This is a genomic window from Pseudomonas sp. S2_H10 (assembly GCF_054668285.1).
The window spans coordinates 3,602,781-3,626,251 of sequence record NZ_CP162754.1 but is presented as its reverse complement, the minus strand read 5'-3'; the positions used below and the strand labels follow the sequence as shown (position 1 = coordinate 3,626,251).

At 62.3% G+C, this 23,471-nt stretch carries 17 protein-coding genes; 11 read left to right on the top strand and 6 right to left on the bottom strand.

From position 1 onward, the window contains the following. Nucleotide 1 precedes the first annotated feature (1 nt). Nucleotides 2-1,834, top strand: coding sequence for a glutamine--fructose-6-phosphate transaminase (isomerizing) (gene glmS, locus AB4O16_RS16255; RefSeq protein ID WP_160388587.1), 1,833 nt, complete (start codon nt 2-4; stop codon nt 1,832-1,834). A gap of 46 nt (nt 1,835-1,880) precedes the next feature. Here the strand turns inward: glmS and AB4O16_RS16250 are convergent, their stop codons facing one another. From AB4O16_RS16250 to AB4O16_RS16235, 4 genes are read right to left on the bottom strand one after another with little or no spacing between them, the layout of a single operon-like run. Then, complete coding sequence (locus AB4O16_RS16250) at nt 1,881-2,906, bottom strand: DUF2955 domain-containing protein (protein ID WP_460155315.1); 1,026 nt, start codon at nt 2,904-2,906, stop codon at nt 1,881-1,883. Then, nucleotides 2,896-4,014: an HlyD family secretion protein gene (locus tag AB4O16_RS16245; protein WP_160388589.1), complete on the bottom strand. Its 1,119-nt coding sequence runs from the start codon at nt 4,012-4,014 to the stop codon at nt 2,896-2,898. The genes AB4O16_RS16250 and AB4O16_RS16245 overlap by 11 nt, the downstream gene beginning before the upstream one ends. After that, entirely contained in the window at nt 4,007-5,518 is a 1,512-nt protein-coding gene (locus tag AB4O16_RS16240) for an efflux transporter outer membrane subunit (RefSeq protein WP_460155314.1), read from the bottom strand. Before AB4O16_RS16240 ends, AB4O16_RS16245 begins: the two co-directional genes overlap by 8 nt. 14 nt (nt 5,519-5,532) lie before the next feature. Beyond that, nucleotides 5,533-6,690: an AI-2E family transporter gene (locus AB4O16_RS16235; protein WP_460155313.1), complete on the bottom strand. Its 1,158-nt coding sequence runs from the start codon at nt 6,688-6,690 to the stop codon at nt 5,533-5,535. A gap of 487 nt (nt 6,691-7,177) precedes the next feature. Between AB4O16_RS16235 and AB4O16_RS16230 the strand changes: the two genes are divergently transcribed. From AB4O16_RS16230 to AB4O16_RS16210, 5 genes are all read left to right on the top strand, one after another. Next, nucleotides 7,178-8,080: a LysR family transcriptional regulator gene (locus tag AB4O16_RS16230; protein ID WP_460155312.1), complete on the top strand. Its 903-nt coding sequence runs from the start codon at nt 7,178-7,180 to the stop codon at nt 8,078-8,080. Nucleotides 8,081-8,206: 126 nt separating this feature from the next. Then, nucleotides 8,207-8,833 carry a glutathione S-transferase family protein gene (locus AB4O16_RS16225; RefSeq protein WP_460155311.1) on the top strand — a complete coding sequence of 209 codons (627 nt, stop codon included), beginning with the start codon at nt 8,207-8,209 and terminating at the stop codon, nt 8,831-8,833. A 63-nt stretch (nt 8,834-8,896) separates the two neighbouring features. Continuing rightward, nucleotides 8,897-10,945 (top strand): 2Fe-2S iron-sulfur cluster-binding protein, encoded by a 2,049-nt coding sequence (locus AB4O16_RS16220; protein WP_460155310.1) that lies wholly within the window; start codon nt 8,897-8,899, stop codon nt 10,943-10,945. A gap of 110 nt (nt 10,946-11,055) precedes the next feature. After that, nucleotides 11,056-12,252 carry a DUF3142 domain-containing protein gene (locus AB4O16_RS16215; protein WP_460155309.1) on the top strand — a complete coding sequence of 399 codons (1,197 nt, stop codon included), beginning with the start codon at nt 11,056-11,058 and terminating at the stop codon, nt 12,250-12,252. Next, on the top strand, nt 12,239-14,353 hold the full coding sequence (locus tag AB4O16_RS16210; RefSeq protein ID WP_460155308.1) for a hypothetical protein: 2,115 nt from the start codon (nt 12,239-12,241) through the stop codon (nt 14,351-14,353). Before AB4O16_RS16215 ends, AB4O16_RS16210 begins: the two co-directional genes overlap by 14 nt. A gap of 4 nt (nt 14,354-14,357) precedes the next feature. Here the strand turns inward: AB4O16_RS16210 and AB4O16_RS16205 are convergent, their stop codons facing one another. Continuing rightward, entirely contained in the window at nt 14,358-14,987 is a 630-nt protein-coding gene (locus tag AB4O16_RS16205) for a LysE family translocator (protein ID WP_460155307.1), read from the bottom strand. Between the two features lie 145 nt (nt 14,988-15,132). Here AB4O16_RS16205 and AB4O16_RS16200 point away from each other — a divergent pair, with 145 nt between their 5' ends. Further along, complete coding sequence (locus AB4O16_RS16200) at nt 15,133-15,606, top strand: Lrp/AsnC family transcriptional regulator (RefSeq protein ID WP_160388598.1); 474 nt, start codon at nt 15,133-15,135, stop codon at nt 15,604-15,606. Between the two features lie 94 nt (nt 15,607-15,700). On the opposite strand, the gene lpdA is transcribed toward AB4O16_RS16200, so the two are convergent. Continuing rightward, a complete protein-coding gene (gene lpdA, locus AB4O16_RS16195; protein WP_160388599.1) occupies nt 15,701-17,101 on the bottom strand; it encodes a dihydrolipoyl dehydrogenase in 1,401 nt (466 codons plus the stop codon). Between the two features lie 214 nt (nt 17,102-17,315). Between lpdA and hflK (AB4O16_RS16190) the strand changes: the two genes are divergently transcribed. Genes hflK (AB4O16_RS16190) through AB4O16_RS16175 form a run of 4 tightly spaced genes read left to right on the top strand, consistent with a single transcriptional unit; the run spans nt 17,316 to nt 23,267 of the window. Next, nucleotides 17,316-19,274, top strand: a complete 1,959-nt coding sequence (gene hflK, locus AB4O16_RS16190; protein WP_460155306.1) for a protease modulator HflK — start codon at nt 17,316-17,318, stop codon at nt 19,272-19,274. Further along, complete coding sequence (hflC, locus tag AB4O16_RS16185) at nt 19,271-20,305, top strand: protease modulator HflC (protein ID WP_160388601.1); 1,035 nt, start codon at nt 19,271-19,273, stop codon at nt 20,303-20,305. The genes hflK (AB4O16_RS16190) and hflC overlap by 4 nt, the downstream gene beginning before the upstream one ends. After that, nucleotides 20,302-21,360: a protease modulator HflK gene (gene hflK, locus AB4O16_RS16180; RefSeq protein WP_160388602.1), complete on the top strand. Its 1,059-nt coding sequence runs from the start codon at nt 20,302-20,304 to the stop codon at nt 21,358-21,360. The genes hflC and hflK (AB4O16_RS16180) overlap by 4 nt, the downstream gene beginning before the upstream one ends. Beyond that, the gene (locus AB4O16_RS16175) at nt 21,357-23,267 is read left to right on the top strand and encodes a cation-translocating P-type ATPase (RefSeq protein ID WP_460155305.1); all 1,911 of its coding nucleotides are present in this window, start codon (nt 21,357-21,359) and stop codon (nt 23,265-23,267) included. Before hflK (AB4O16_RS16180) ends, AB4O16_RS16175 begins: the two co-directional genes overlap by 4 nt. The last annotated feature ends 204 nt before the right edge of the window (nt 23,268-23,471 follow it).

Genomic DNA, 23,471 nt, shown 5'->3' with positions numbered 1-23,471 from the left:
CATGTGTGGAATTGTCGGCGCAGTCGCAGAACGTAACATCACCGCCATCCTCGTCGAAGGCCTCAAGCGCCTTGAATACCGTGGGTACGACAGCGCCGGCGTGGCGGTCTACACCAACGATGAAAAACTCGAGCGCATGCGTCGTCCGGGCAAGGTCAGCGAGCTGGAACAGGCACTGGCCACCGAGCCGCTGGTCGGTCGCCTGGGCATCGCCCATACCCGCTGGGCTACTCACGGCGCACCGTGCGAGCGCAATGCTCACCCGCATTTCTCCGGTGACCTGGCAGTGGTGCACAACGGCATCATCGAAAACCACGAAGCCCTGCGTGAACAACTCAAGGCCCTGGGCTATGTGTTCACCTCGGACACCGACACCGAAGTCATCGCTCACCTGCTGAACCACAAACTCAAGGATCTGAGCGACCTGACCGTGGCCCTGAAGGCGACCGTCAAAGAGTTGCACGGTGCCTACGGTCTGGCGGTCATCAGTGCAAAACAACCGGATCGCCTGGTTGCAGCCCGCAGCGGCAGCCCGCTGGTGATCGGCCTGGGCCTGGGGGAAAACTTCCTCGCGTCCGACCAGTTGGCCCTGCGCCAGGTCACCGACCGCTTCATGTACCTGGAAGAAGGCGACATCGCCGAAATCCGCCGCGACAGTGTGCAGATCTGGGACGTTGACGGCCAGGCTGTCGAGCGTGAAACCGTGCAGTACCGCGATGGCGCGGAAGCCGCTGATAAAGGCGAATTCCGCCACTTCATGCTCAAGGAAATCCACGAGCAACCGTCCGTGGTGCAGCGCACCCTGGAAGGTCGCCTGAGCCAGAACCAGGTGCTGGTACAGGCATTCGGTCCACAGGCTGCCGAGTTGTTCGCCAAAGTGCGCAACGTCCAGATCGTCGCGTGCGGCACCAGCTACCACGCCGGCATGGTCGCGCGTTACTGGCTCGAAGAGCTGGCCGGCATTCCTTGCCAGGTCGAAGTCGCCAGCGAATTCCGCTACCGCAAGGTGGTGGTGCAGCCGGACACCTTGTTCGTGACCATCTCCCAGTCCGGCGAAACCGCCGACACCCTGGCTGCGCTGCGCAACGCCAAGGAACTGGGCTTCCTCGCCAGCCTGGCGATCTGCAACGTCGGCATCAGCTCGCTGGTGCGTGAATCCGATCTGACCCTGTTGACCCAGGCCGGCCGCGAAATCGGTGTGGCGTCGACCAAAGCCTTCACCACGCAATTGGTGGGCCTGCTGTTGCTGACACTTTCCCTGGGTCAGGTTCGTGGCACCCTGGCCAAAGGCGTCGAAGCGACCCTGGTCGAAGAACTGCGTCGTTTGCCAACCCGTCTGGGCGAGGCGCTGGCGATGGACAGCACCGTGGAAAAGATCTCCGAGCTGTTCGCCGAGAAAAACCACACGCTGTTCCTCGGCCGTGGCGCGCAATTCCCGGTAGCGATGGAAGGGGCCCTCAAGCTCAAGGAAATTTCCTACATCCACGCCGAAGCCTATCCTGCCGGCGAGCTGAAACACGGCCCGTTGGCGCTTGTGGATAACGACATGCCCGTGGTGACCGTGGCGCCGAACAACGAACTGCTGGAGAAGTTGAAATCCAACCTCCAGGAAGTCCGCGCCCGCGGCGGCCAGTTGATCGTCTTCGCTGACGAGAAGGCCGGCATGACCAACGGTGAAGGCACGCACGTGGTGCACATGCCGCACATCCACGACATCCTGTCGCCGATCCTCTACACCATCCCGCTGCAACTGCTGTCGTACTACGTCGCCGTGCTTAAGGGCACCGACGTTGACCAGCCGCGCAACCTGGCGAAATCGGTTACTGTGGAATAAGTTATCCACAGATGAAAAACCCCCTTCTCAGGGGGTTTTTCTGTTTCTAGGCAGTCGTAATTCGCCGTCGCCGCCGCGTATCCAGCAAATGCACCATCACACAGGCATACAAGGTCACCAGAATGAACAGTCCCATGCGGATCGCGAAGGCGGTGTAGACGTCCTTGCCCGCGGCGCTGTCCTGCACCGATTGGCCGAGCAGGATGATCAGGGTCGCCAGGCTGTTGAGCCAGAAGCTCGGTGGTTGTCGGGTCTGGGCCAGGCCGTAGAGTTTTCTGGCCGCCAGCAAGCCGAACAGCAGCATCCACAGAAAAAACATCCACAGGTTGACGAACAGGCTCAGCGCGCACCAGAAAACAATCGCCATCAGGCCACCGAGCAGGGTCGAGCCGAGCAGTTCCTGGCCGGCGCTGCGGGCGCTGGTGGCGCAGCTTTGTTGGCCGAGGCTGACGGCTTTCATGATGATCGGCAGGTAGCTCGCCGGGTCGATCATGGCCAGCAGGAAAGTCGGCAGCACCACCAGCGTGGCTCTTAATGCCAGCCAACCGCTTTCGGTGGGAGACAGGCTCGGGCCGGGTTTGGGTTGTGGGGCGCTGGCGGGATCGGGGAATAGCCAATGGCTGATGGTCAGTGTCGTGACCGCCAGGAACAGGCCTTTGACCAAGGCCACGATCACCTCAAGCGCCAGGGCGAATTCAGCGGTTCCGGCCGAGCTGATCAAGGTCAGGCCCACCACCAGGAACGTCGCCACCAGCGGATTGCCGCCGCGCAGGCCATAACCGAAGGCCAGGAACAGGCACAGTCCGACCAGCAGCACGCCACTGAACGGGTAGTAACGCAGCAGAGGGATCAGCAGCAGGCCGGTCCCGGTGGTCAGCATAAGGATGAGGACCAGGCCCAGGCTGGCCTTGAACGGTAATGGCCGGTTCATCGCTGCCAGCATCATCAGCGCCAGCATCGGTGAGAGGAACGGGATGGGCAAGGCCAGACCGAAGCTCGCCGCCAGGCACAGCGCCGTACCGAAGCTCAGGCGCAAGGCGCGCTGAACCCGGGCCGGGCGCTCAATACGCATAGGACATCCAGCTCATCAGGCGCAAAAAGATGCGCCCAAGAAAATTCAGCGGATTGCCCTCGCTCGGGAACGCCATGACTTCGGCCTGGCCGCCGGAGCGGATGCCTTGCGGGCTGGTCAGCTCACCGGGTTCGAATTCGATGATGACCGGAAAGCGCTGGGCAGGACGCAGCCAGTCGCGGCTGTTCTCCACTTTCGGCAGGCTGCCCGGCTGGGTGGTCTGGCCGATATCGACGCCATAGCCGACGCTGCGCACATGGCCTCGGTAGATTTTCCCCGGCAGGGCGTCGAGCACGATGGACACCGGTGTCCCGGGCTGGACGCTGCCCAGGTTGTTTTCGGTCATGTCGGCGCTGATCCACACGTCGTGGATGGCGATCAGGGTCATCACCGGCGCACCGGCGGCGGCGAACTGGCCGACATCGGTGCGCAGATCGGTGATCAGGCCGGCCGAACGCGCGTGGACCTTGGTATTGCTCAAGTCCAGCTCGGCTTTTTCAAGGTTGCTGGCGGCGCTGAGCAACTGGGCGTTTTCGTCTTCGTTACCGCCCTGTGTTTCCCGCGCACGTTGTACTTCAGCCTTGGCCGCGGCGACCTGGCTGATGGATTCTTGCACGGTGGCGCGGGATATCTCCAGGCGTCGCAGCGAGATGGTGCCCGGGTCTTCGCGGTACAGGCGCTCAAGCCGCTGGATGTCCTGGCGTGCCTTGAGCTCGTTGGCCTGGGCGGCGCGCAGGGAAGCTTGCTTGGAGTCGATGCCGGCGGTGTTGGCGCCCACCTGGCGCCGGGTCGATTCAAGGTCGGCGCGGGCGCGATCGACGGCGATCTGGTACTGCTCCGGGTTGACTTCAAACAGCAATTCGCCAGCCTTCACGTCCTGGTTGTTGCGTACATGCACCTTGGTCACCCGGCCGGAAACCTCGGCTGCCACCGGCACAATAAAGGCCTGCACCCGTGCCTGTTGCGTGTAGGGCGTGTAACGGTCGGCCATCAGGTACCAGGCCAGGCTGAGGATGATCAGCAGCACCACCCAGTTGATCGCTTTTCTGGCCGGGTCGGCGGTGGCGGCCGAGGCGTTCTCGGCGGCCGGTTGCTGGCTGTCAGTCATGGGCACCTTCCTTCGGTTCGTCGAGCAGATCGCCCCAATCGGTCCGTTGTTGCATCTGTTTGCGGGTGGCCGGGTCGATGATCGGCTGGTCGCTGTACCAGCCGCCGCCCAGGGCCTTGTACAGGGCGATCAGGCTGTTGACGGCGGTGCCGCGGTTGACCAGGTAGATATCCTGTTGGGCAAACAGGGCGCGCTGGGCATCCAGCACACGCTGGAAATCCGAATAGCCTTCGCGGTATTGGGCATTGGCCAGGGTCACCGAGCGTTCGGCGGCTACCGAGGCTTGGCTGAGGATCTGGTCGCGCTCCAGCGCCTTGATCAAACCGGTCGCGGCATCGTCAGCCTCGCGTGCCGCCTGACGCACGCTGTCCTGGTAGATGACGATCAGCTGCTGCAGGCGGGCATCCTGTACGCGCACGTTGTTGGTGATCCGGCCGTGGTCGAAGATGTCCCAGCGCAGGCTGGGGCCGGCCACCATGTCGAGAGTGTTGGATGCACCGCTGAGCGAGCTGGCGGACCAGACGATGCTGCCCAGCAGGCTGATGGAGGGGTAGAGGTCGGTCTCGGCCACGCCGATCAACGCCGACTGCGCAGCCACTTGCAGTTCGGCAGCGCGAACATCGGGGCGCCGCACCAGGAGGTTGGCCGGCACATCCTGCAAAACCGCAGTATCGAGCAGCGGCACTAAGCCAGTGTTGCGATTGAGATCAGGGATCGAGCCGGGTGGCTGGCCGATCAGGGTGGACAACGCATTGCGCAAACTCGCCACCTGGCTCTCGAAATCCGGGATGGTGCTCAGGGTGCCCAGGTACTGGGTCTTGGCTTGTTGCAGGTCGAGTTCAGCTTCGGCCCCGCTCTTGAACAGGCGCTCGGTGATCTCGTAGCTGCGTTTCTGCAATTTGGCGTTACTGCGGGCGATGGCCAAGCGCGCCTCGGCGGTGCGTAAGGCGTAGTAGTTTTGCGCGAGTTGCGCGTGCAACAGCACCAAGGCATTTTCATAGTTGGCCTGGGCGGCAAACCAGGACGCATCCGCCGACTCGATGGCACGGCTGAAACGCCCCCAGAAATCCAGCTCCCAGCCGATATCGAAGCCGACGCTGTGTTGCCAGAAATGCGTGTCCTGGGGGTTGGTGCCGCCCGACTGTCGACGGTCCAGGTACAGGCTGTCGGCGCTGGCCTGCTGCAATTGCGGGTAGCGTCCACTCAGGGCGATACCCAATTGCGCGCGGGACTCCATGACCCGCAGGCCGGCGACGTGCAGGTCGGGGTTGTGGGCATCGGCTTCGGCCATCAAATGGTCCAGCACCGGGTCGTTGAACACGCGCCACCATTGGCGGCTGTCCGGTTGCGCGTGTTGTTGGCCGGCGATTTCCAGGGCCGGGCTGTTCCAGTGTTCGACCCAGGGCTGGGCCGGCGACTGGAAATCCGGCCCGAGTTGCACGCAGCCCCCCAGAACGACGGTGCCACAGAGCAGCAACCGGCTGACGCGAGCAGGGCGAGGCATCAAGCGCAAACTCCTCAGAGGGGACGCTGATCGTTCATTGCCTCTATTTGCGGTGTCTCGTTCAACGCCTCGAGCTCGGGTGTCTCGCTCAGCAGCTCGGCAGACGGTTGGTCCTGGACCCACTGCCAGAACAGTTGGTAGCCCACCGCCAGCGCAACCGGCCCGATGAACAAACCGATGAAGCCGCCGCTGACCATGCCGCCCAGGGCGCCAATCAGAATCACCGGCATGGGCACATCGACGCCGCGGCCAAGCATCAACGGTTTGAGGACGTTGTCGGCCATCCCGGCAATCAGGCTGTAGATGCCAAACACGACGGTGGCCAGGGTGGTCCCTTCGGTGGCGAAGACATAGGCGATCACCGGGATGGTCACCAGCAGTACCGGCAACTGCATGATCCCCATCAACAGCGCCACCATCGCCAGCAGCCCGGCACCGGGGACACCCATGAGTACGAAGCCCACGCCAACCAGCAACATCTGGATAAACGCGATGCCCACCACGCCTTGGGCGACCGCGCGGATGGTTGCAGTGCAAAGCACGGTAATACGCGGCCCACGCTCAGGGCCGGAAAGGCGCGAGGTGATGGCCAGGGCGCTTCTTTCGCCGTTTTCGCCGTAGGCCATGAACACGCCGGCAATGATCAGGGCGCCGATGAACAACAGAAAGCCCACACCGACGTCAGCCATTTTGCCCAACAAGGTCAGGCCGACGGACTTGATGTAAGGCATCATCTTCATCAGCACGCTGCTCATGTCGGTAGCGGCTTGCATCCAGTAGCCATACAGCGGCTTGCCAATAAGCGGCAGGGAAGCGATTTTTTCGCTGGGCAGCGGAATCTGCAACGTATCGGACTTGAGGATCGCCAGAGTGCCCTGGATCGACTCACTGATCGAGGTGCCCAGCAGGTAGATCGGTACCATCAGCAAAGCCAGGGCGACCACCACAATCAGGGTGGCGGCACGACCGTCCTTGTTGACCAGCTTGCGCTTGATCAGCGCATGCAGCGGATACAGGGTGATGGCCAGAATCATTGCCCAGAGCATGAGGTTGAGGAAGGGGTGGAAGATCTGGAAGCAGAACAGCACCAGCACGGTGATCAGTCCGGCTCGTATCAGTACATCGAGCAAACCACCGGACAGTGCTCTTGCGGAAATGTTTGTGCGCAACATTTTCGAACTCCTTGCGTTGTCACCAGGTTAGCCAGCTAGTTGAAGTTCACTCTTCCCTACTCGCTGAATCTTGAAAGCAGGATCGATGGACAGCCGTCCAAGTGTTAACAACTAACGCCTTATTTAATGTAGGGAAAATTCAACGAGGTACCTGCTAAAGCTCAATAGGTAGCAGTGTGGCTTGTAGTATAGGAGCAGTCTTATATTCCGCCTGTTTACACAGGCTGGAAGTTTGCCGTTGCAGCGGGCGGGGCCGGATAATTGCCAGCGGTCGCATCCGTCGCAAGAAAATAATCCTCATTAATTATCAATAATCCCGGGCCCGCTCTTCGCGGTTTGTGCCACCCTTGGTTTTTTAAGTGCTGGCGTCAGAGTGCTGTAGCCCGTTGATTTACTTGATGGCGGGTTGCCCAACTAGCGGGTTGAGCGTTGCCGTTAACCGTCGGCCTTCACTTGCGACTTATCTATTTGAAATGAGGACATGCCCATGGACCGCTTCCAGGAAATGCAGGTCTTCGCCGCCGTCGTCCAGGACCAGAGTTTTTCGGCGGCGGCGCGGCGTCTGGGGCTGTCGGCGGCCAGCGTGACCCGAGCGGTGGCGGCGCTGGAGAAGCGAATAGGCACGCAACTGCTCACGCGTACCACGCGTAGCGTGTATTTGAGCGAGGCCGGTCAGCGCTACCTGGAGGACTGTCGGAGAATTCTCGCCGAGGTGCAGGAAGCGGAGGACTCGGCCGCAGGCAGCCATATCCATCCTCGTGGGCAACTGACCATCACCGCCCCGGTTTTATTTGGCGAGCTGTTTGTCACGCCGTTGATGGTCAGCTACCTGACGCAGTTCCCCGAGGTCTGCATCAATGCGCTGCTGGTCGACCGGGTCGTGAGCGTGGTGGAGGAGGGCGTCGATGTGGCCATCCGCATCGGCGAGCTACCCGACAGCAATCAGCATGCGATCCGCGTGGGCGAGGTGCGGCGGGTGATCTGCGCATCGCCACAGTACCTGGCCAGCCATGGTCGGCCCGTGCATCCACAGGAACTGGCTCAGGCGCCGATTATCGCGACCTCTGCGATTGGCCAATTGAGGAGTTGGCCATTTGTCGAAGACGGCGAAACCCTGAGTGTCAGGGCCGAGCCGCGTCTGGTCGTGACAGCGAACCAGGCGGCCATCACGGCAGCCTGCCTGGGATTGGGGTTCACGCGGGTGCTGTCTTATCAAGTGGCGGGCAAAGTGGCCGCCGGTGAGCTGGAGATCGTTCTGGCCGACTTCGAACTGCCGCCATTACCCATCCATGTGCTCTATCAGGGCGGGCGCAAAGCCCCGGCCCGGGTGCGCAGTTTTGTCGATTTCGCGGTGAAGACCCTGCGCGAGCATCCGGCGCTCGAAGGTTGAATTGTTTCGTCTGCTGAAATAATGGATTGCGTTTGCTGGTTATTCTGATGTTTTGGTTGTGGGCGGAAGATACGACCCACCGGCGCTGCTCTTCCTGAGCAGCCCCACCGATCCGAGGTGTCGACCATGCAAGCGATCAAACTCTACAACTTCCCACGTTCCGGCCATGCTCATCGTGTCGAGTTGATGCTGTCCCTGCTGAAATTGCCGACCGAATTGATCTTCGTTGACCTCGCCAAGGGCGAACACAAGCAACCAGCGTACTTGGCGCTCAATGCATTCGGTCAGGTGCCGGTGATCGATGACCAGGGTGTGGTGTTGGCCGACTCCAACGCGATTCTGGTCTATCTGGCGCAAAAGTACGGCAACGGTCGCTGGCTGCCGACTGATCCGGTGGGGGCGGCCAAGGTTCAGCGCTGGTTGTCGGCCGCTGCCGGCCCGATTGCCTTCGGCCCTGCACGGGCCAGATTGATCACGGTGTTTGGCGCGCCTTACAACGCTGATGAGGTTATTCCCTATGCCCATTCCGTGCTCAAGGTGATCGATCACGAATTGGCCAATACAGCGTATCTGGCCGGCACTGAACCGACGATTGCCGACGTCGCCGCCTACAGTTACATCGCCCATGCGCCGGAGGGCAATGTGTCGCTCGACGAGTACGCCAATATTCGCGCCTGGCTGGCCCGCATCGAAGCCTTGCCAGGTTTTGTCGGCATGCCGCGCACCGTCGCCGGTCTGCAAAAAACTGCCTGATGCTGGCGGCCCGCAATTGCCGGGCCGCCCCGTTCTGCGCCACTGGCGCAGGGGAGAAAACCTATGGACCGTTCACCCTGGCATGCCGGCGAAAAGCAATTGCAGGCGCATGTGGGCGTTGCCGAACGAATGGAGATTTTCGGTCGCAAGGTCATTCGCAGCGAGATGCCGGACCAGCACCGCACGTTCTATCAGCAATTGCCGTTCATGCTGTACGGGGCGGTGGATGCCGACGGTCATCCCTGGGCCAGTATCCTTGAAGGCCAGCCCGGTTTCGCCCACTCACCAGAACCTGGGCTGCTGCAATTTGCCAGCCTGCCTGCCCTTGATGATCCCGCGCAGTTGAGCGACGGGTCGGCCATCGGCCTGTTGGGCATCGAGCTGCATACCCGCCGTCGCAACCGCATCAATGGCCATGTCCGCGCCATGACGGCGGGTGGCTTCGGGGTGACGGTGGATCAGTCCTTCGGCAATTGCCCGCAGTACATTCAGTTGCGCCAGTTTCGCTCGGTGCCGGTGACCGATCCTGCGACCCGTGCCGCCCGGCATTTCAACGAACTGGATGACGTGGCCAGAGCCATGATTGCCGAGGCGGACACGTTCTTCGTTGCCAGTTATGTAGATGACGATGGTGAACGTTCGGTGGACGTATCGCACCGTGGCGGCCAGACCGGTTTCGTGCGCGTGGAAGGCAACCGCCTGACCATTCCGGACTTCGCCGGCAACCTGCATTTCAACACCCTGGGCAACCTGCTGCTCAATCCCCGCGCCGGGCTGTTGTTCATCGATTTCAATACCGGTGATTTGCTGCAGCTCAGCGGGCGCACCGAGATCATCCTCGAGGGCCCACAGGTCGAGGCGTTCCAGGGCGCCGAGCGCCTGTGGACATTCGATGTCGAGCACGTCGTGCGTCGCCCCGCCGCCCTGGCGCTGCGTTGGCGCTTCGACGGCGTATCGCCCACCAGTTTGCTCACCGGCACATGGGAGCAGGCCTCGGCGCGTTTGCACGCCAAAGCCTTGGGCGATCAATGGCGACCATTGCGGGTGACGCGGATTGAAGCGCAAAGCCAGAACATTCGCTCGATTTACCTGGAGCCCGCCGACGGAGCCGGATTGCCGCTGTTCCAGGCCGGGCAGCATTTGCCCCTGCGCTTCAACATTGATGGTGAAGTGCACATCCGCACGTACAGTTTATCCAGCGCACCGTCCGATGATTTTTTCCGCATCAGCGTCAAGCGTGACGGGCGGGTCTCTAGGCATTTGCATGAGCAGATTCGGGTCGGCGACCTGTTGGAGGCGCGGGCGCCGCAAGGGCATTTCACCGTGGCGCCCCATGAGCATCGGCCACTGGTGTTGCTGGCGGCCGGAGTGGGTATCACACCGCTGTTGTCGATGGTGCGCGAGGTGGTTTACCAGGGCTTGCGCACTCGTCGTATCCGCCCGACATGGTTTATCCAGAGTTCGCGAACGCTGGCCGACCAGCCGTTTCGCCGTGAACTGGATCGCTTGCTCGAGGACGCCGGTGACGCGGTGCGGGTGGTGCGCTTGCTCAGCCAACCGGAAGCCGAGGCGATGCAGGGCGAGGATTTCGACCACATTGGACGGATCGACGTCGCGCTGCTCAAGGATCTGCTGACAGTCGAGGACTATGATCAGCCGGATTTTGTCGTCTGTGGCCCCGGAAGTTTTACCCAGGCGCTGTACGACGGCCTGCGCGAACTGGATATCCGCGATTCGCGGATTCACGCCGAAACCTTCGGCCCGTCGACCTTGCGCCGGCGTCCGGACCCCGATGCGGTCGTCATCGAGCAACCACCGGCCGCCACCACGTCGGTGCCCGTGGTATTCCAGCGCTCGGCCAAGGAAGCGCGCTGGCAGCCGGAGGGCGGCAGCTTGCTGGAGTTGGCGGAAAGCCGTGGCCTGCGCCCGGAATTCAGTTGTCGCGGCGGCTCCTGCGGCACCTGCAAGACACGCTTGATCAGCGGCCAGGTGCATTACCCGTTGCCTCCGGCGGAAGTGCCGGATGACGGACACGTGCTGATTTGCTGTGCGATTCCGGCGCAGGGAGCGCAGGGAGCGCAGGGAGCGCAGCCGCTGGTGCTCGATATCTGAAGCAGGATTGCAGGCCAACATTGCCCGCCGGTCGATGGCTGGGTAGGGTAGGGGGCAGAACGAAAAAGGGCCGCAGAGGCCCTTTCTGCATTTCAGGAACAGGCGTTTTAATGGTTTTTTTCACTCGCTCGATCGTCTTGTTGATGGCGCTGGCGCTCATCACCGGTTGCGAAAGACAGGATGCACCGCCGCTGGACCAGCAACTCTACGTCTGGCAGCGGCAGTGGACGCCGGCCCACGACGCCGCCCTCAGGGACAGCCGTGCAGACTTTTCGACGCTGCGGGTGCTGGCCTTGCAAGCCTTCCCCAATGCCGGCTGGAGCCGTGCCCGAATAGATCCGCCGTTGCTCAAGCGCGATGGCCGGCCGGTGATTGCGGTGGTGCGCCTGGACGGGCAGCTCAAGGCGCTGGATCAGGAAGAGGTCACCGCGCAAATCCGCCAGGTGATCAGCGACTGGCAGGAGCTAGGGTTGAACCTTGCAGGCGTGGAAATCGACCACGATGCGGGTAATGCCCGGCTACCGGCGTACCGCGAATTTCTCGCGCATTTGCGTGAAGCGTTGCCGGCTTCGCTGGCGCTGAGCATCACCGCGTTGCCGTCATGGCTCGACAGTCGCGAACTGCCGGCATTGTTATCCACAGTCGACAGCAGCGTGTTGCAGGTACACGCGGTGAGCGATCCGCGTCGCGGCTTGTTCGATGCCGATCAGGCCCGGCAATGGGCAAAGGCCTGGAGCCGCGTCACGACAAAACCGTTCTATCTGGCGCTGCCGGCCTACGGCGTGGCGTTGCTGCCGTCGGCGGATGGCGCGCCGCTTGTAGAAAGCGAAGTGACGCTGGAGCGTGAAGGCCGGCGCCGGGAGTTACTCGCCGATCCACAGTCACTGCGCACCCTCGGCATCGAACTGCGTGCCGATCCACCGAAACATCTGGCGGGGCTGATCTGGTTTCGCCTGCCTTTGGCCAACGACCGCCGGGCCTGGAGCTTGACCACCTTGCGCGCCGTGGCGCGTGGTGATGTCCTCGACAGTCGGTTGACGCTGAAACTCTCGGGCGACAATGGCCTCTATGACATCGGCATCAGCAACCAGGGCAATCTCGACAGCGCCTGGCCCGAACGCCTGACACTGGCAGTCAGCGGCTGCGAAGGGGCCGATGCCCTGGCCGGTTACGCGTTGCAACAGCGAGCGGATCTGATTACCTTCACCCGCCTGCGCGATGGCCGAATTCCGGCCGGCGGACAGCGCGCCATCGGTTGGGCTCGCTGCGCAAAAATTGATCAAGGAGGTTCGAATGTTCACCCGTAACTGGCCGCGTCATTTGCTTTGCCTGAGCCTCAGCCTGCCGCTGGGCTCGGCGCTGGCCTGCGGCCCGGACTTCCCCATGCGCCTGCTGGATAACCGTGGCCAGTCGCTGGCGGAATTGCCCGAGGGCAACTTCAGCTTCGAAGTCAGCCGCCTCGGCCACGCCATCAACGGCTTGAAGAATGTCACCGCTGGAGCCGACTACAGCGATGAACCTGACTCTGTAGCGCTGAGGGATCAGGCCGAACAGGTCGGGCTTTCCGCCGAACAACAAGTGTTGGTCAAACACCTGCGCAGCCTGACCGATGCCCGTCAGGTTGAAACCGAAGGCGCGCAACTGCCGCCCGAGCTGAGGTGGTACCTGGCCGGTGCCGTGGCATTTGGCGCGGGCGATAGTGCCTTGGCCGCCAGTTACTTCAAGAAAGTGCTGGCCTTGCCCGCCGAGCAACGGGCTACGCGCAGCACCTGGGCGGCCTACTCGCTGGGGCGCGCGTTGTTCGCCATGAGCGCCGAAGCCGATGCGGCGCCGGATCTGCTCGAGCAATCGGCAAAGGCCTTCGAGCAAACCCGGCAGTTGAGCATCGACGGCTTCAGCGATCCGCTGGAGCTGGGCGTCGCCAGCCTCGGCGAAGAAGCCCGGGTGGTGCGCACCGCTGGCGACTGGAACCGTGCTATCGAGCTGTACGCCACGCAAAATCTGCACGGCTCTGCGGTGGGCTACACCTCGCTGAAGCTGTTGATGGCGGACCTGATGACGCTGCCGGAGGATCAAGTAGCCGAGCTGCTCAAGGGCCAACCCGTGCAGCAGTTGGTGACCGCATCGCTGATCAGTCGATTGGGCTGGTCGTTCGGTGATCAACCGGCCAACGAACAAAAAATGATCAAGTTGCTGCAAAACAGTACCCGCGGCAGTCTCGACAACGCCGATCGCCTGGCGGCGATGAATTATCAACAGGGTGATTACGCCAGCGCCAAGGCCTTCCTCGAACATGCCGGCGATGGCGGTCTGGCTTGGTGGCTGCGGGCAAAACTGGCAGTGCGCGACGGCGATAAAACCGCGGCCGCCGCAGCCTACGCCAAAGCGGCCCAGGTCTTTCCGCAGAATGAATCCTGGGGCGATCGACGAACGCCGGACTACGATTACGAATCGCTGCAGCCAAAATGCCGGGTCGAGGGGGAAAGTGCGATCCTGGCCCTGCAACGCGGCGACTACCTGCAAGCCTTCGATCAGTTGTATCGCAGCCAAAGCATTTACTGGTTCGACGCCGCCAGCGTTGCCGAGCGCGTATTGACCCTCGAAGAGCTCAAGCAGTACGTCGACACCCAAGTGCCGGCGCCGCCGCCGCTCACCCAGCAGGAGCGTGACAATTACGTGCCGTTGCCGGTGGCGGCGAGCCTGCGCAATCTGCTGGGGCGGCGTTTGCTGCGCGAGGGGCATTACGAGCAAGCGCTGGCGTACTTCGATAATGACGGCTTGCGCCACAAGGCCAGGCTGTATGGCGAGCAACGCCAGGCGGCTGATTCAGCCTGGTGGCCGACCCGCCGCGCCGCTGCACTGTTCAATGCGGCCTGGACCGCGCGCGAATGGGGCATGGACATTCTGGGTTATGAAATGGCCCCGGATTACGCCACGCTCGGCGGTAACTTCATACTTGAAAACGCCGAACTCAAGGTCGGTCCATTGGTGGCCGAGGACGAAGTGAAGCGTCAACAGGCCAGTGCTGCCCAGCCCGATCAGCGTTACCACTATCGTTTCGTGGCCACGGCGCTGGCGAGCAAGGCGGCGGATAACTTGCCTCACACCAGTCAGGCGTTCGCGGCGGTGCTGTGCGAGGCGTCGGGGTGGAACAGCAGCCTCGCGGAGCAAAGCGCGATTTATCAGCGTTATGTCAAAGAAGGGCCTTACGTGGAATGGGCTGCCGATTTCGGCCACCAGTGCCCGTATCCCGACTTCGAGAATGCCGATAAACGCTACGTGACCCAAGTCACCGACGCTGCGCGTTCGGCCTTGCGACCGTACAAGACGCCGTTGCAGATCGGTAGCGTACTGGCGTTCGCGGCAGTCGCGCTGATGATGTTCAAGCGACGCCGCAAGGCACGGTAAAGGCTCAAGCCTGTTGCACAAAGGTCAGCCGCACGGCGAAACCGATCAACAGGCTGCCGAACAGCCATTGTTGCAGGCGTTGGGCCGAGGGGCTGCGTTGCAGCCAGCGACCGAGTGCAGCACCGACCAGGGCGTAAGCGCTGTCGAACATCAAGCCGACGCCGACCAGCACCACGCCCAGGGTCGCAAATTGTCCGAGCACCGGCCCGGCCTGCGGATTGATGAACTGCGGTAGCAGCACCGAGCAGAACAGCAGTGCCTTGGGGTTGAGCAGGTTGGTCAGCAACCCGCGCTGAATGGCTGCACCCATGCGCGGTTTTTCACCGGTTGTATCAGCGCTGCCGAGGGATGGCAGCAGGGTAGTTCGCAAGCACTGAATGCCGATCCACAGCAGATACGCTGCGCCTGCCAGGCGCACGACATCGAAGGTCCAGGGCGCTGCCTTGAACAGCGCCGCCAGTCCCAGCGCCGCCAATGCCACATGACAACCCCGGGCGATGCCCAACCCCACGGCAGTGGCCAGCGCGGCGCCTTTGCCCTGGCGGGCACCGGTCTGCAACAGCAGGATCATGTCAGGCCCCGGCAGAAGATAAACCACCGCCAGCGCCATGAAAAACAGCCAGAGCCCCTGCATGTTGCACCCCATTCGTTGTCGATTCGGTGGTGCCAGTCTATGGCGGGAGGGCAGGGCAGGTGCTTGCGTTGTCAGCTTCTATCGGCTGCGGTATTGGCATAATCTGCCAGCTAATCACGCTTGAACCATCAGGATCTGCCAAACCATGAAACTCGATGCCTACGACCGCAAGATCCTCGCCGCGCTGCAACGGGACGGCCGCCTGAGCAATGTGCAACTGGCAGACGAGATCGGCCTGTCGGCGTCACCCTGCTTGCGCCGAGTGCGGATGCTTGAGGAAGCGGGGGTCATTCGTGGCTACCAGGCCAATCTGGATCGCGATGAGGTGGGGTTGGGGCTGACGGTGTTTGTCGGGGTCAAGGTCGAGCGTCATAACGACGAACAGGCCGAAAGCTTTCGGCAGGCGGTGACGGCGTTGCCGGAAGTAATCTCGGCGTTCCTGGTGTCAGGGGAGTCGGATTTTCTGTTGCAGGTCGTGGTGCCGGACTTGCGTGCCTATGACCGCTTTCTCACCGGGCGCTTGTTGAAGCTGCCGGGTGTGAGCGACATCCGCAGCAACTTTGCGATTCACACGGTGAAGGCGCCGGGGTCGTTGCCGCTGGAGCATTTGCCGCTCTAGACCGAGTCGTTAGCATCGCGAGCAAGCTCGCTCCCACAGGTACAGCGCAAACTCTGTGGGAGCGGGCTTGCCCGCGATGGCGGTAAACCTGTCACTACATCTGCGTCGCCATCCCCTCCACATTCATCGCCGCCTGACGCAACGCCTCGGAGCGGGTCGGGTGTGGGTGGCAGGTCAGGGCGATGTCTTCGGCCGAGGCGCTGAATTCCATGGCCACGCAATACTCGCCAATCATCTCGCTCACGCTCGGGCCAACCAGGTGCACGCCGAGGACTTCGTCCGTGCGCTCATCGGCCAGCACTTTGGCAAAACCTTCGGTTTCGTGGTTGATCTTCGCCCGGCTGTTGGCGGTAAAGGGGAATTTGCCAACCTTGTACGCCCGGCCTTCAGCCTTGAGCTGCTCCTCGGTCTTGCCGACGCTGGCCAGTTCCGGCCTGGTGTAGATCACACTGGGGATCAGGTCATAGTTGACCTCGCCCGCCTTGCCGACGATCTGCTCGACGCAGGCCATGGCTTCGTCCTCGGCCTTGTGGGCGAGCATGGGGCCCGAGGTCACGTCACCAATCACCCAGATCCCGGCGGCTTCGGTGCGATGCCCTTTGTTGGCGAGCATGCCGCGCTTGTCGGTGGCGAGGCCGACGTTCTCCAGGCCAAGGCCCTGTGTATAAGGTCTGCGCCCGATGGCCACCAGCACGTAGTCGGCTTCCAGCAACTCGGCGGCACCTCCCGCGGCAGGCTCGATGCTGAGCTGCACGCCGTTGGCGGAGGCGGTGGCGCTGGTCACTTTTGAGCTCAATTTAAAGCTCAAGCCTTGCTTGCCCAGGGATCGTTGCAGGGTTTTGCCGGCCTCGATGTCCACACCGGGGCAGATCCGGTCGAGAAACTCGACTACCGTTACCTGCGCCCCAAGGCGTCGCCATACCGAACCCAGCTCCAGGCCGATCACACCGGCGCCGATCACCACCAGATGCTTGGGCACCTCCTTCAGGGCCAGGGCACCGGTGGAATCGAGGATGCGTTTGTTGTCGATATCCACGCCGGGCAGGGGCATTGGCTCGGACCCGGTGGCGATGATGATGTCCCTGGCGCTCAGTTCGGTCTTGCCGCCGGCGCTGTCGGTTACCGTGACTTTGCCCGGCCCGTCGATGCGGCCCCAGCCTTTGATCCAGTCGACCTTGTTCTTGCGAAACAGGAACTCGATGCCCTTGGTCAGCCCGGTAACGCTTTCATCCTTTTGCTTCATCATCTGGGCGAGGTTGAGGCTCGGCTTGACGTCGATGCCCAGGTTGGCGAATTCCGCACCCATGGCCGCCTCGTACAGTTCGGAGGCATGCAGCAATGCCTTGGAAGGCATGCAGCCGACGTTCAGGCAGGTGCCGCCGAGTGTGGCGCGTCCTTCCACGCAGGCTGCCTTCAGACCCAGTTGTCCTGCGCGGATCGCTGCGTTGTAACCACCGGGACCTGCGCCGAGTATCACGACGTCATAAGTGCTCATGGATGTACTCCTGGATCGAAAGGGGGAAGGATGGGTAAAAGTAGTTCCTGAATAAAATTACGAACGTAATATGTGCGCGGCGCAGCAATTCGGTCAAGGCTTCAGGTAAGCGACAGGTTGGGCACCTTTAGATAGCGCGCCTGAGTACAGAAATTTCACTAATTTCGTTATATCGTAACGTATTGCCCTGTAAGCGAAGACACTCTGGAGTGGTATGCAAGTCGATCTCGATGTTGATGAAACGCCGCTGGCCGGGCTGCCGCGCTTTCAGCAGGCGTTCATTCAAGGGCGGCGTTTGCGCCAGTTCGCCATCGGTGCGGGCCTGCTCGCCACCGTGGGCCTGTTGTTGGCGCTGTTTGCCGGGCTGTTTGCGTCGCAAACGCTGTGGCCAGCGTTGCTGCTGAATCTGAGCGCAGCGTTTGTGCTGTTGATGGCGGGTGTGCAATCGGCCTGGTGGGTCGCCCGGTGGCGTGCCCGCGCCATGAATCCCGTCGTGCCCGAGGTCGTTGTCGAGGAATCTGCCGAACCTTTGGGCTGGTATGAACGCTTGCTGGACCGGATCAGTCGGCAATCGCTGAACCTGCTCGGGCAAATCGGTGCGCCGACGCTGTGGCTTGGCGGTTGGGCGTTGTTGGCGTTGTTGGGCGTCGAACAGGCCTGGAACCTCGCATTGCCCCCGACGGCACTGGGCCTGGCAGCCACTGTCGGGGCGGCGTGCTCATTGCTGTTGGCCTTCGGTCTGTTGGTGATGGAGCGCCATCTTGCGCAGGAAAACACGGCGCAGTGGCCTGAGGCCGACGCGTTGGCGCAATTGATTCGCGTGGCGATCATCAGTCTGGTCCTCGGTGCCTTTTGCCTGCTGTTCGCCAATGAAACCTCGGTATGGCCGGTACGTTTGGCGGTGTTGATCGGGCTGCTGCCGGGGCTGGTGGCGGCCGAACTGTTGCTGCGTGCAGTGTTGTCTTTGTTCAGCCCGCGCCGCGAGCGCCTTGAACCGGAGCTGTTGGCGCGCAGTTTTGTCGCTGACATGCTGCGCTGGCCACCGCAGCCATTGCTGGCGCTGCAGCACGAACTGCATAACCGCTTCGGCATCGATCTGCGGCAGATCTGGGCCTTCACTTATATGCGCCGGGCGTTGCTGCCGGTGCTGGCGGTGGTCGCGTTGGTCGGCTGGTCGCTGACCGGCATTCACGAAATTGCCCTGCAAGGCCGGGGTATTTACGAGCGCTTCGGCAAGCCGGTGGAGGTCTTTGGCCCCGGTTTGCATCTGGGTTTGCCGTGGCCATTGGGGCGCGTGTTGAGTGTCGAGAATGGCGTTGTTCATGAACTGGCCACCAGTGTCGGCGAAACCTCGGTCCCGGCTCAGGCCGAGCCCGCCGAAGGCCCGGCCCCGGCGATTGCCAACCGCTTGTGGGACGCCAGCCACGTGAACGACAAATCCCAGGTGATCGCCAGCAGCCGCGCTGACAAGCAGAGCTTTCAGATCGTCAACATGGACGTGCGTTTCGTCTATCGCATCGGCCTTAGCGATGAGGCGGCGTTGGCTGCGACCTATAACAGTGCCGATGTGCCGATGTTGATTCGCAGCACTGCGAGCCGAATCCTGGTTCATGACTTTGCCTCGCGCACCCTCGACGGTTTGCTGGGTGAGGACAGGGTAGGGCTGGCCGAAGAAATCGGCCGCGCCGTGCAGGCTGACCTGCAAAAACTCGACAGCGGCGTGGAGATTCTCGCCACGGTGGTCGAGGCGATTCACCCTCCGGCCGGTGCAGCCAATGCCTATCACGGCGTGCAAGCGGCGCAGATTGCAGCGCAAGCGCTGATCGCCCGGGAGCGCGGCGCTGCTGCCGAGGCCACCAACCAGGCGCAGTTGCAGGCCAGCATCGCCCGCGATCAGGCAACGGCCAGCGCCCGTGAGATCAATGCTGGCGCCGAGGCGGCGGCCCTGAAATTCAACGCCGAGCAAAAAGCCTATGCCAGCGCGGGTCAGGCCTTTGTGCTGGAGCAGTATTTCAGCCAGTTGTCCCAGGGTTTGGCCAACGCCAGATTGCTGGTTCTCGATCATCGTCTGGGCGGCAGCAGCAATGCGCCGACCATCGACCTCCGTACGTTCACGCTGCCGGTTGACCCTGCCCCGTCGCGTAAATCCGCTCAGCCAGGAGCTGCCAATTGAGCCAGTCCCATACTCACGATCACGATGACCACGCCGGCCACGATCACGGCCATGGCGGGCACCACCACGGCCATCACCACCACGGTGATCCACAAGAGGCCGGTCCATTCCCGTGGCGTCGCATGGGGTGGGCTGCATTGCTGGTGGCGTTCGCGGTCGCTGCCGCGAGCCTGGTGCAGGTGCGCTCGGGGGAGGCCACGGTGATCACGCGTTTCGGCAACCCTTCACGCGTCTTGCTGGAACCGGGGCTGGGCTGGCGCTGGCCGGCTCCGTTCGAAGCGGCGATCCCGGTGGATCTGCGGCTGCGCACCACGTCCAGCGGCTTGCAGGATGTCGGCACCCGGGATGGGTTGCGCATCATCGTTCAGGCGTATGTGGCGTGGCAGGTGCAGGGTGATCCGGACAACGTGCAACGCTTCATGCGCGCGGTGCAGAACCAGCCCGATGAAGCAGCGCGACAGATTCGTACCTTTGTCGGCTCTGCACTGGAGACCACCGCCAGCAGTTTTGACTTGGCGAACCTGGTGAATACCGATGCCAGCCAGGTACGGATCGGCGAATTCGAAGCCCAACTGCGCAAGCAAATCGATCAGCAACTGCTCACCACTTATGGCGTGCGTGTGCTGCAGGTTGGCATCGAACGATTGACGCTGCCTTCGGTGACGCTCACCGCGACCGTCGACCGGATGCGCGCCGAGCGTGAAACCATCGCCACTGAACGCACGGCGATCGGCAAGCGTGAAGCGGCGCAAATCCGTTCCGCCGCCGAGCGTGATGCGCGGATTGTGCAGGCCGATGCCACGGTGAAAGCAGCAGATATCGAAGCGCAATCGCGGGTCGAGGCGGCGCAGATTTACGGTCGCGCCTATGCGGGGGCGCCGCAGCTCTACAACTTGCTGCGCTCGCTCGACACCTTGGGCACGGTGGTGACGCCGGGCACCAAGCTGATTTTGCGCACCGATGCGGCACCGTTCCGGGTGTTGGTTGACGGTCCGCCGAGCCTCGACAACAAGTCCGGGTCGCAGCCATGAATTTGGTTCCACGTGGAACAAATGAGTTGAGCAGCCCCTGGATTCAAGCCGGGCGCTTGGCATTTATTGCCTTGTACGCGGTGACGGTGCTGGCGGCGTTGGCGTGGGCGTTTTCCAATGTGCGGCAGATAGATCCACAAAATCGTGCTGTGGTTTTGCATTTTGGTGCGCTGGATCGCATTCAGAATGCCGGGTTGTTACTGGCCTGGCCGCAACCCTTCGAACAGGTGACTTTGTTGCCAGCGGCGGACCGGGTCATCGAGCGTCGGGTGGAAAGTCTGTTACGCAGTGATGCCGCGATACAGGCAGATCGAGTGGCCAGTTTTGCCACGCCGATCAGCGATGCCCTTGCAGGCTCCGGTTATCTGTTAACGGGGGATGCCGGGGTGGTGCAACTCGATGTTCGGGTTTTTTACAAAGTCACCGAACCTTACGCATTCGTGCTTCAGGGTGAACATGTGTTGCCGGCACTGGATCGCTTGGTCACCCGCAGCGCTGTGGCACTCACCGCCGCACGGGATCTGGACACGATTCTGGTTGCTCGACCAGAGCTGATCGGCGCTGACAATCAGGCGGCGGAACGACGCGAGCGGTTACGAGGCGATCTGGTGCAGGGCATCAACCAGCGTCTTGCAGAACTCACTGCGACGGGGCAGGGACTGGGGATCGAAGTGGCGCGGGTCGATGTGCAATCGAGTCTGCCAAGCCCGGCGGTCAATGCCTTCAATGCGGTCCTGACTGCCAGTCAGCAGGCCGACAAAACCGTGGCCAATGCGCGTACCGAAGCCGAAAAGCTGACGCAAACTGCCAACGAGCAAGCTGACAGAACATTACAGGTTGCCCATGCCCAGGCCAGTGAACGACTGGCCAAAGCATCCACCGACACGGCCACGGTGTTGAGCCTGGCCAAGGCGCAACAACAGGGCACTGACCCGCAAATGCTGCTGCGGATTTACCGTGAGCGCATGCCGAAAATTCTCGGCCAGGCCGGCTCTGTCACCACGGTCGACCCCAAAGACGATTCCCGGCTGATCATTCAGGGAGCTGCACAATGACCGCTCAATCCGCCGTCGCACCGAGCCTGTTGTCCTCGGCCGAACAGCGCCGTGCCGCGCGGCAGCTGACCCTGGCCATGCTCGCATTGGGCCTGCTTGCGCTGGGCCTGATCTGGCGTTGGCTGGCGCCGGAGCAGACTGGCGTCAGTCAGTTGCTGCTGGGTTTTGCCTCGCTGCTGGTCGCCGTGCCGGTCATGCGTTCGGCCTGGTACAGCTTGCGGTATCCGAGCCTGCACGGCATCACCGATCAATTGATCGCCCTGGCCATGCTGGGTGCCTGGGCCACGGGGGACCTGCTGACGGCGGCGTTGTTGCCGATCATCATGATCTTCGGCCACGTGCTTGAAGAGCGCAGCGTCATCGGCTCACAGGAAGCCATTCACGCCCTTGGCAAACTGACCCGCAGCCACGCACGCAAAGTGCAGACGGACGGCTCCATCATCGAAGTCGACAACGGCACGCTGAAGGCCGGCGATCTGGTCGAGGTGCGCGCAGGGGATCGAGTGCCGGCGGATGGCCGGGTGTTGTCCGGTCAGGCCAGTCTCGATACCGCCTCCATTACCGGTGAATCGGTGCCGATGGAGACGGGCGTCGGCATGTCGGTGTTCGGTGGCGCGATCAACCTCGATGGCCTGCTGCGCATCGAAGTGACCCGCACCGGCCATGAGTCGACCCTCGGCAAAGTCATCGCGCTGATGCAAAACGCCGAGCGCTCCAAGCCGCCGATCACTCGACTGCTGGAGCGTTATGCCGGCAGTTACATGGTGTTGGTTTTGCTGCTGGCTGCCGTGACCTGGTTCATCACCAACAACGCTCAAGCGATGCTCGCGGTGTTGGTGGCTGCCTGTCCTTGTGCGCTGGTGTTGTCGGCACCGGCCACGGCGATTGCCGGGGTGGCCGTAGCGGCCCGCCACGGGATTCTGATTCGCAGCTCTGCATTCCTTGAAGAGCTGGCCGATCTGACTTCGCTGGTGGTCGACAAAACCGGGACGTTGACCTTCGGTACCTTGCGCCTGCAATCCATCGACAGTCCGCTGGAGGACCGCAGCCATGTCCTGACGCTCGCGGCCAGCCTCGGTTCGGCCAGCAGTCACCCGGTGAGTCGCGCGCTCGCGGGGTTGGTTGACCAGGAGCATTTCCTGCCGCTTCGCGACATACATGAACGTCAGGGACTGGGCGTCGTGGCGATGACCGAACAGGGTGAAGCGGCGCTTGGTCGACCGGAGTTGTTCACGCAACTGGGCATCAGCACGACGGCCGTTCCCGATCACGACGGTCCGATTGCCGGACTGGCGCTCAACGGTGAATTCCTTGCCTGGCTGTTGTTGGCCGACAGCGTCAAACCCGAGGCGCAGTTTGCCTTGGCGGAGTTGCGCGATCTCGGATTGGGTCGCCAGCTGTTGCTCACGGGTGACCGGCACAGCGTCGCGCAAACGCTTGCCCGGGATGTCGGGATCAGCGACGTCGAAGCGCAAGCCCTGCCCGAAGACAAACTCAACCGCGTGCTCAAGGAAATCGACAGCGGCTTCCGGCCAATGGTGGTCGGCGATGGCATCAACGATTCACTGGCCCTCAAGGCCGGTGTGGTCGGTGTGGCCATGGGTGCCGGCGGCGCGGACATCGCCCTGGCATCGGCAGACATCGTGCTGATCGGCAGTGACCTGCGCCGCCTCGGCACTTGCGTGCGCCTTAGTCGTCAATGCCGCCAGACATTGCAGGTCAACGTCATCATCGGGCTGGGCTGGACCCTGGCCATCGTCGCATTCGCCGCGTTCGGCTGGCTGGGTGCTGCCGGTGCGATGATTGCCGCGTTGCTGCATAACCTCAGCACCTTGTTGGTGTTGGGTAATGCCGGCCGATTGCTGCGGTTCCAGGAGCCACTGCTCAAACTCAAGGATGATGCCTGAAGGGGAATGCTCTAAACCGGGCAATCACCGGGTTCAATCTTTTTAGAACTGTGCGCCTGGTTCGTAGTCATTGAACATGAGGGCACATCATTTTGTGCGTTCGCGGCGGCCGGCCCTGGCGTCGCGAATCATTGAAAATGGCTATTAATTCGATAGCCAGCTATTTTTCAAAGATGGTCTACCCTCTGTTCAGACGTCTGAAAC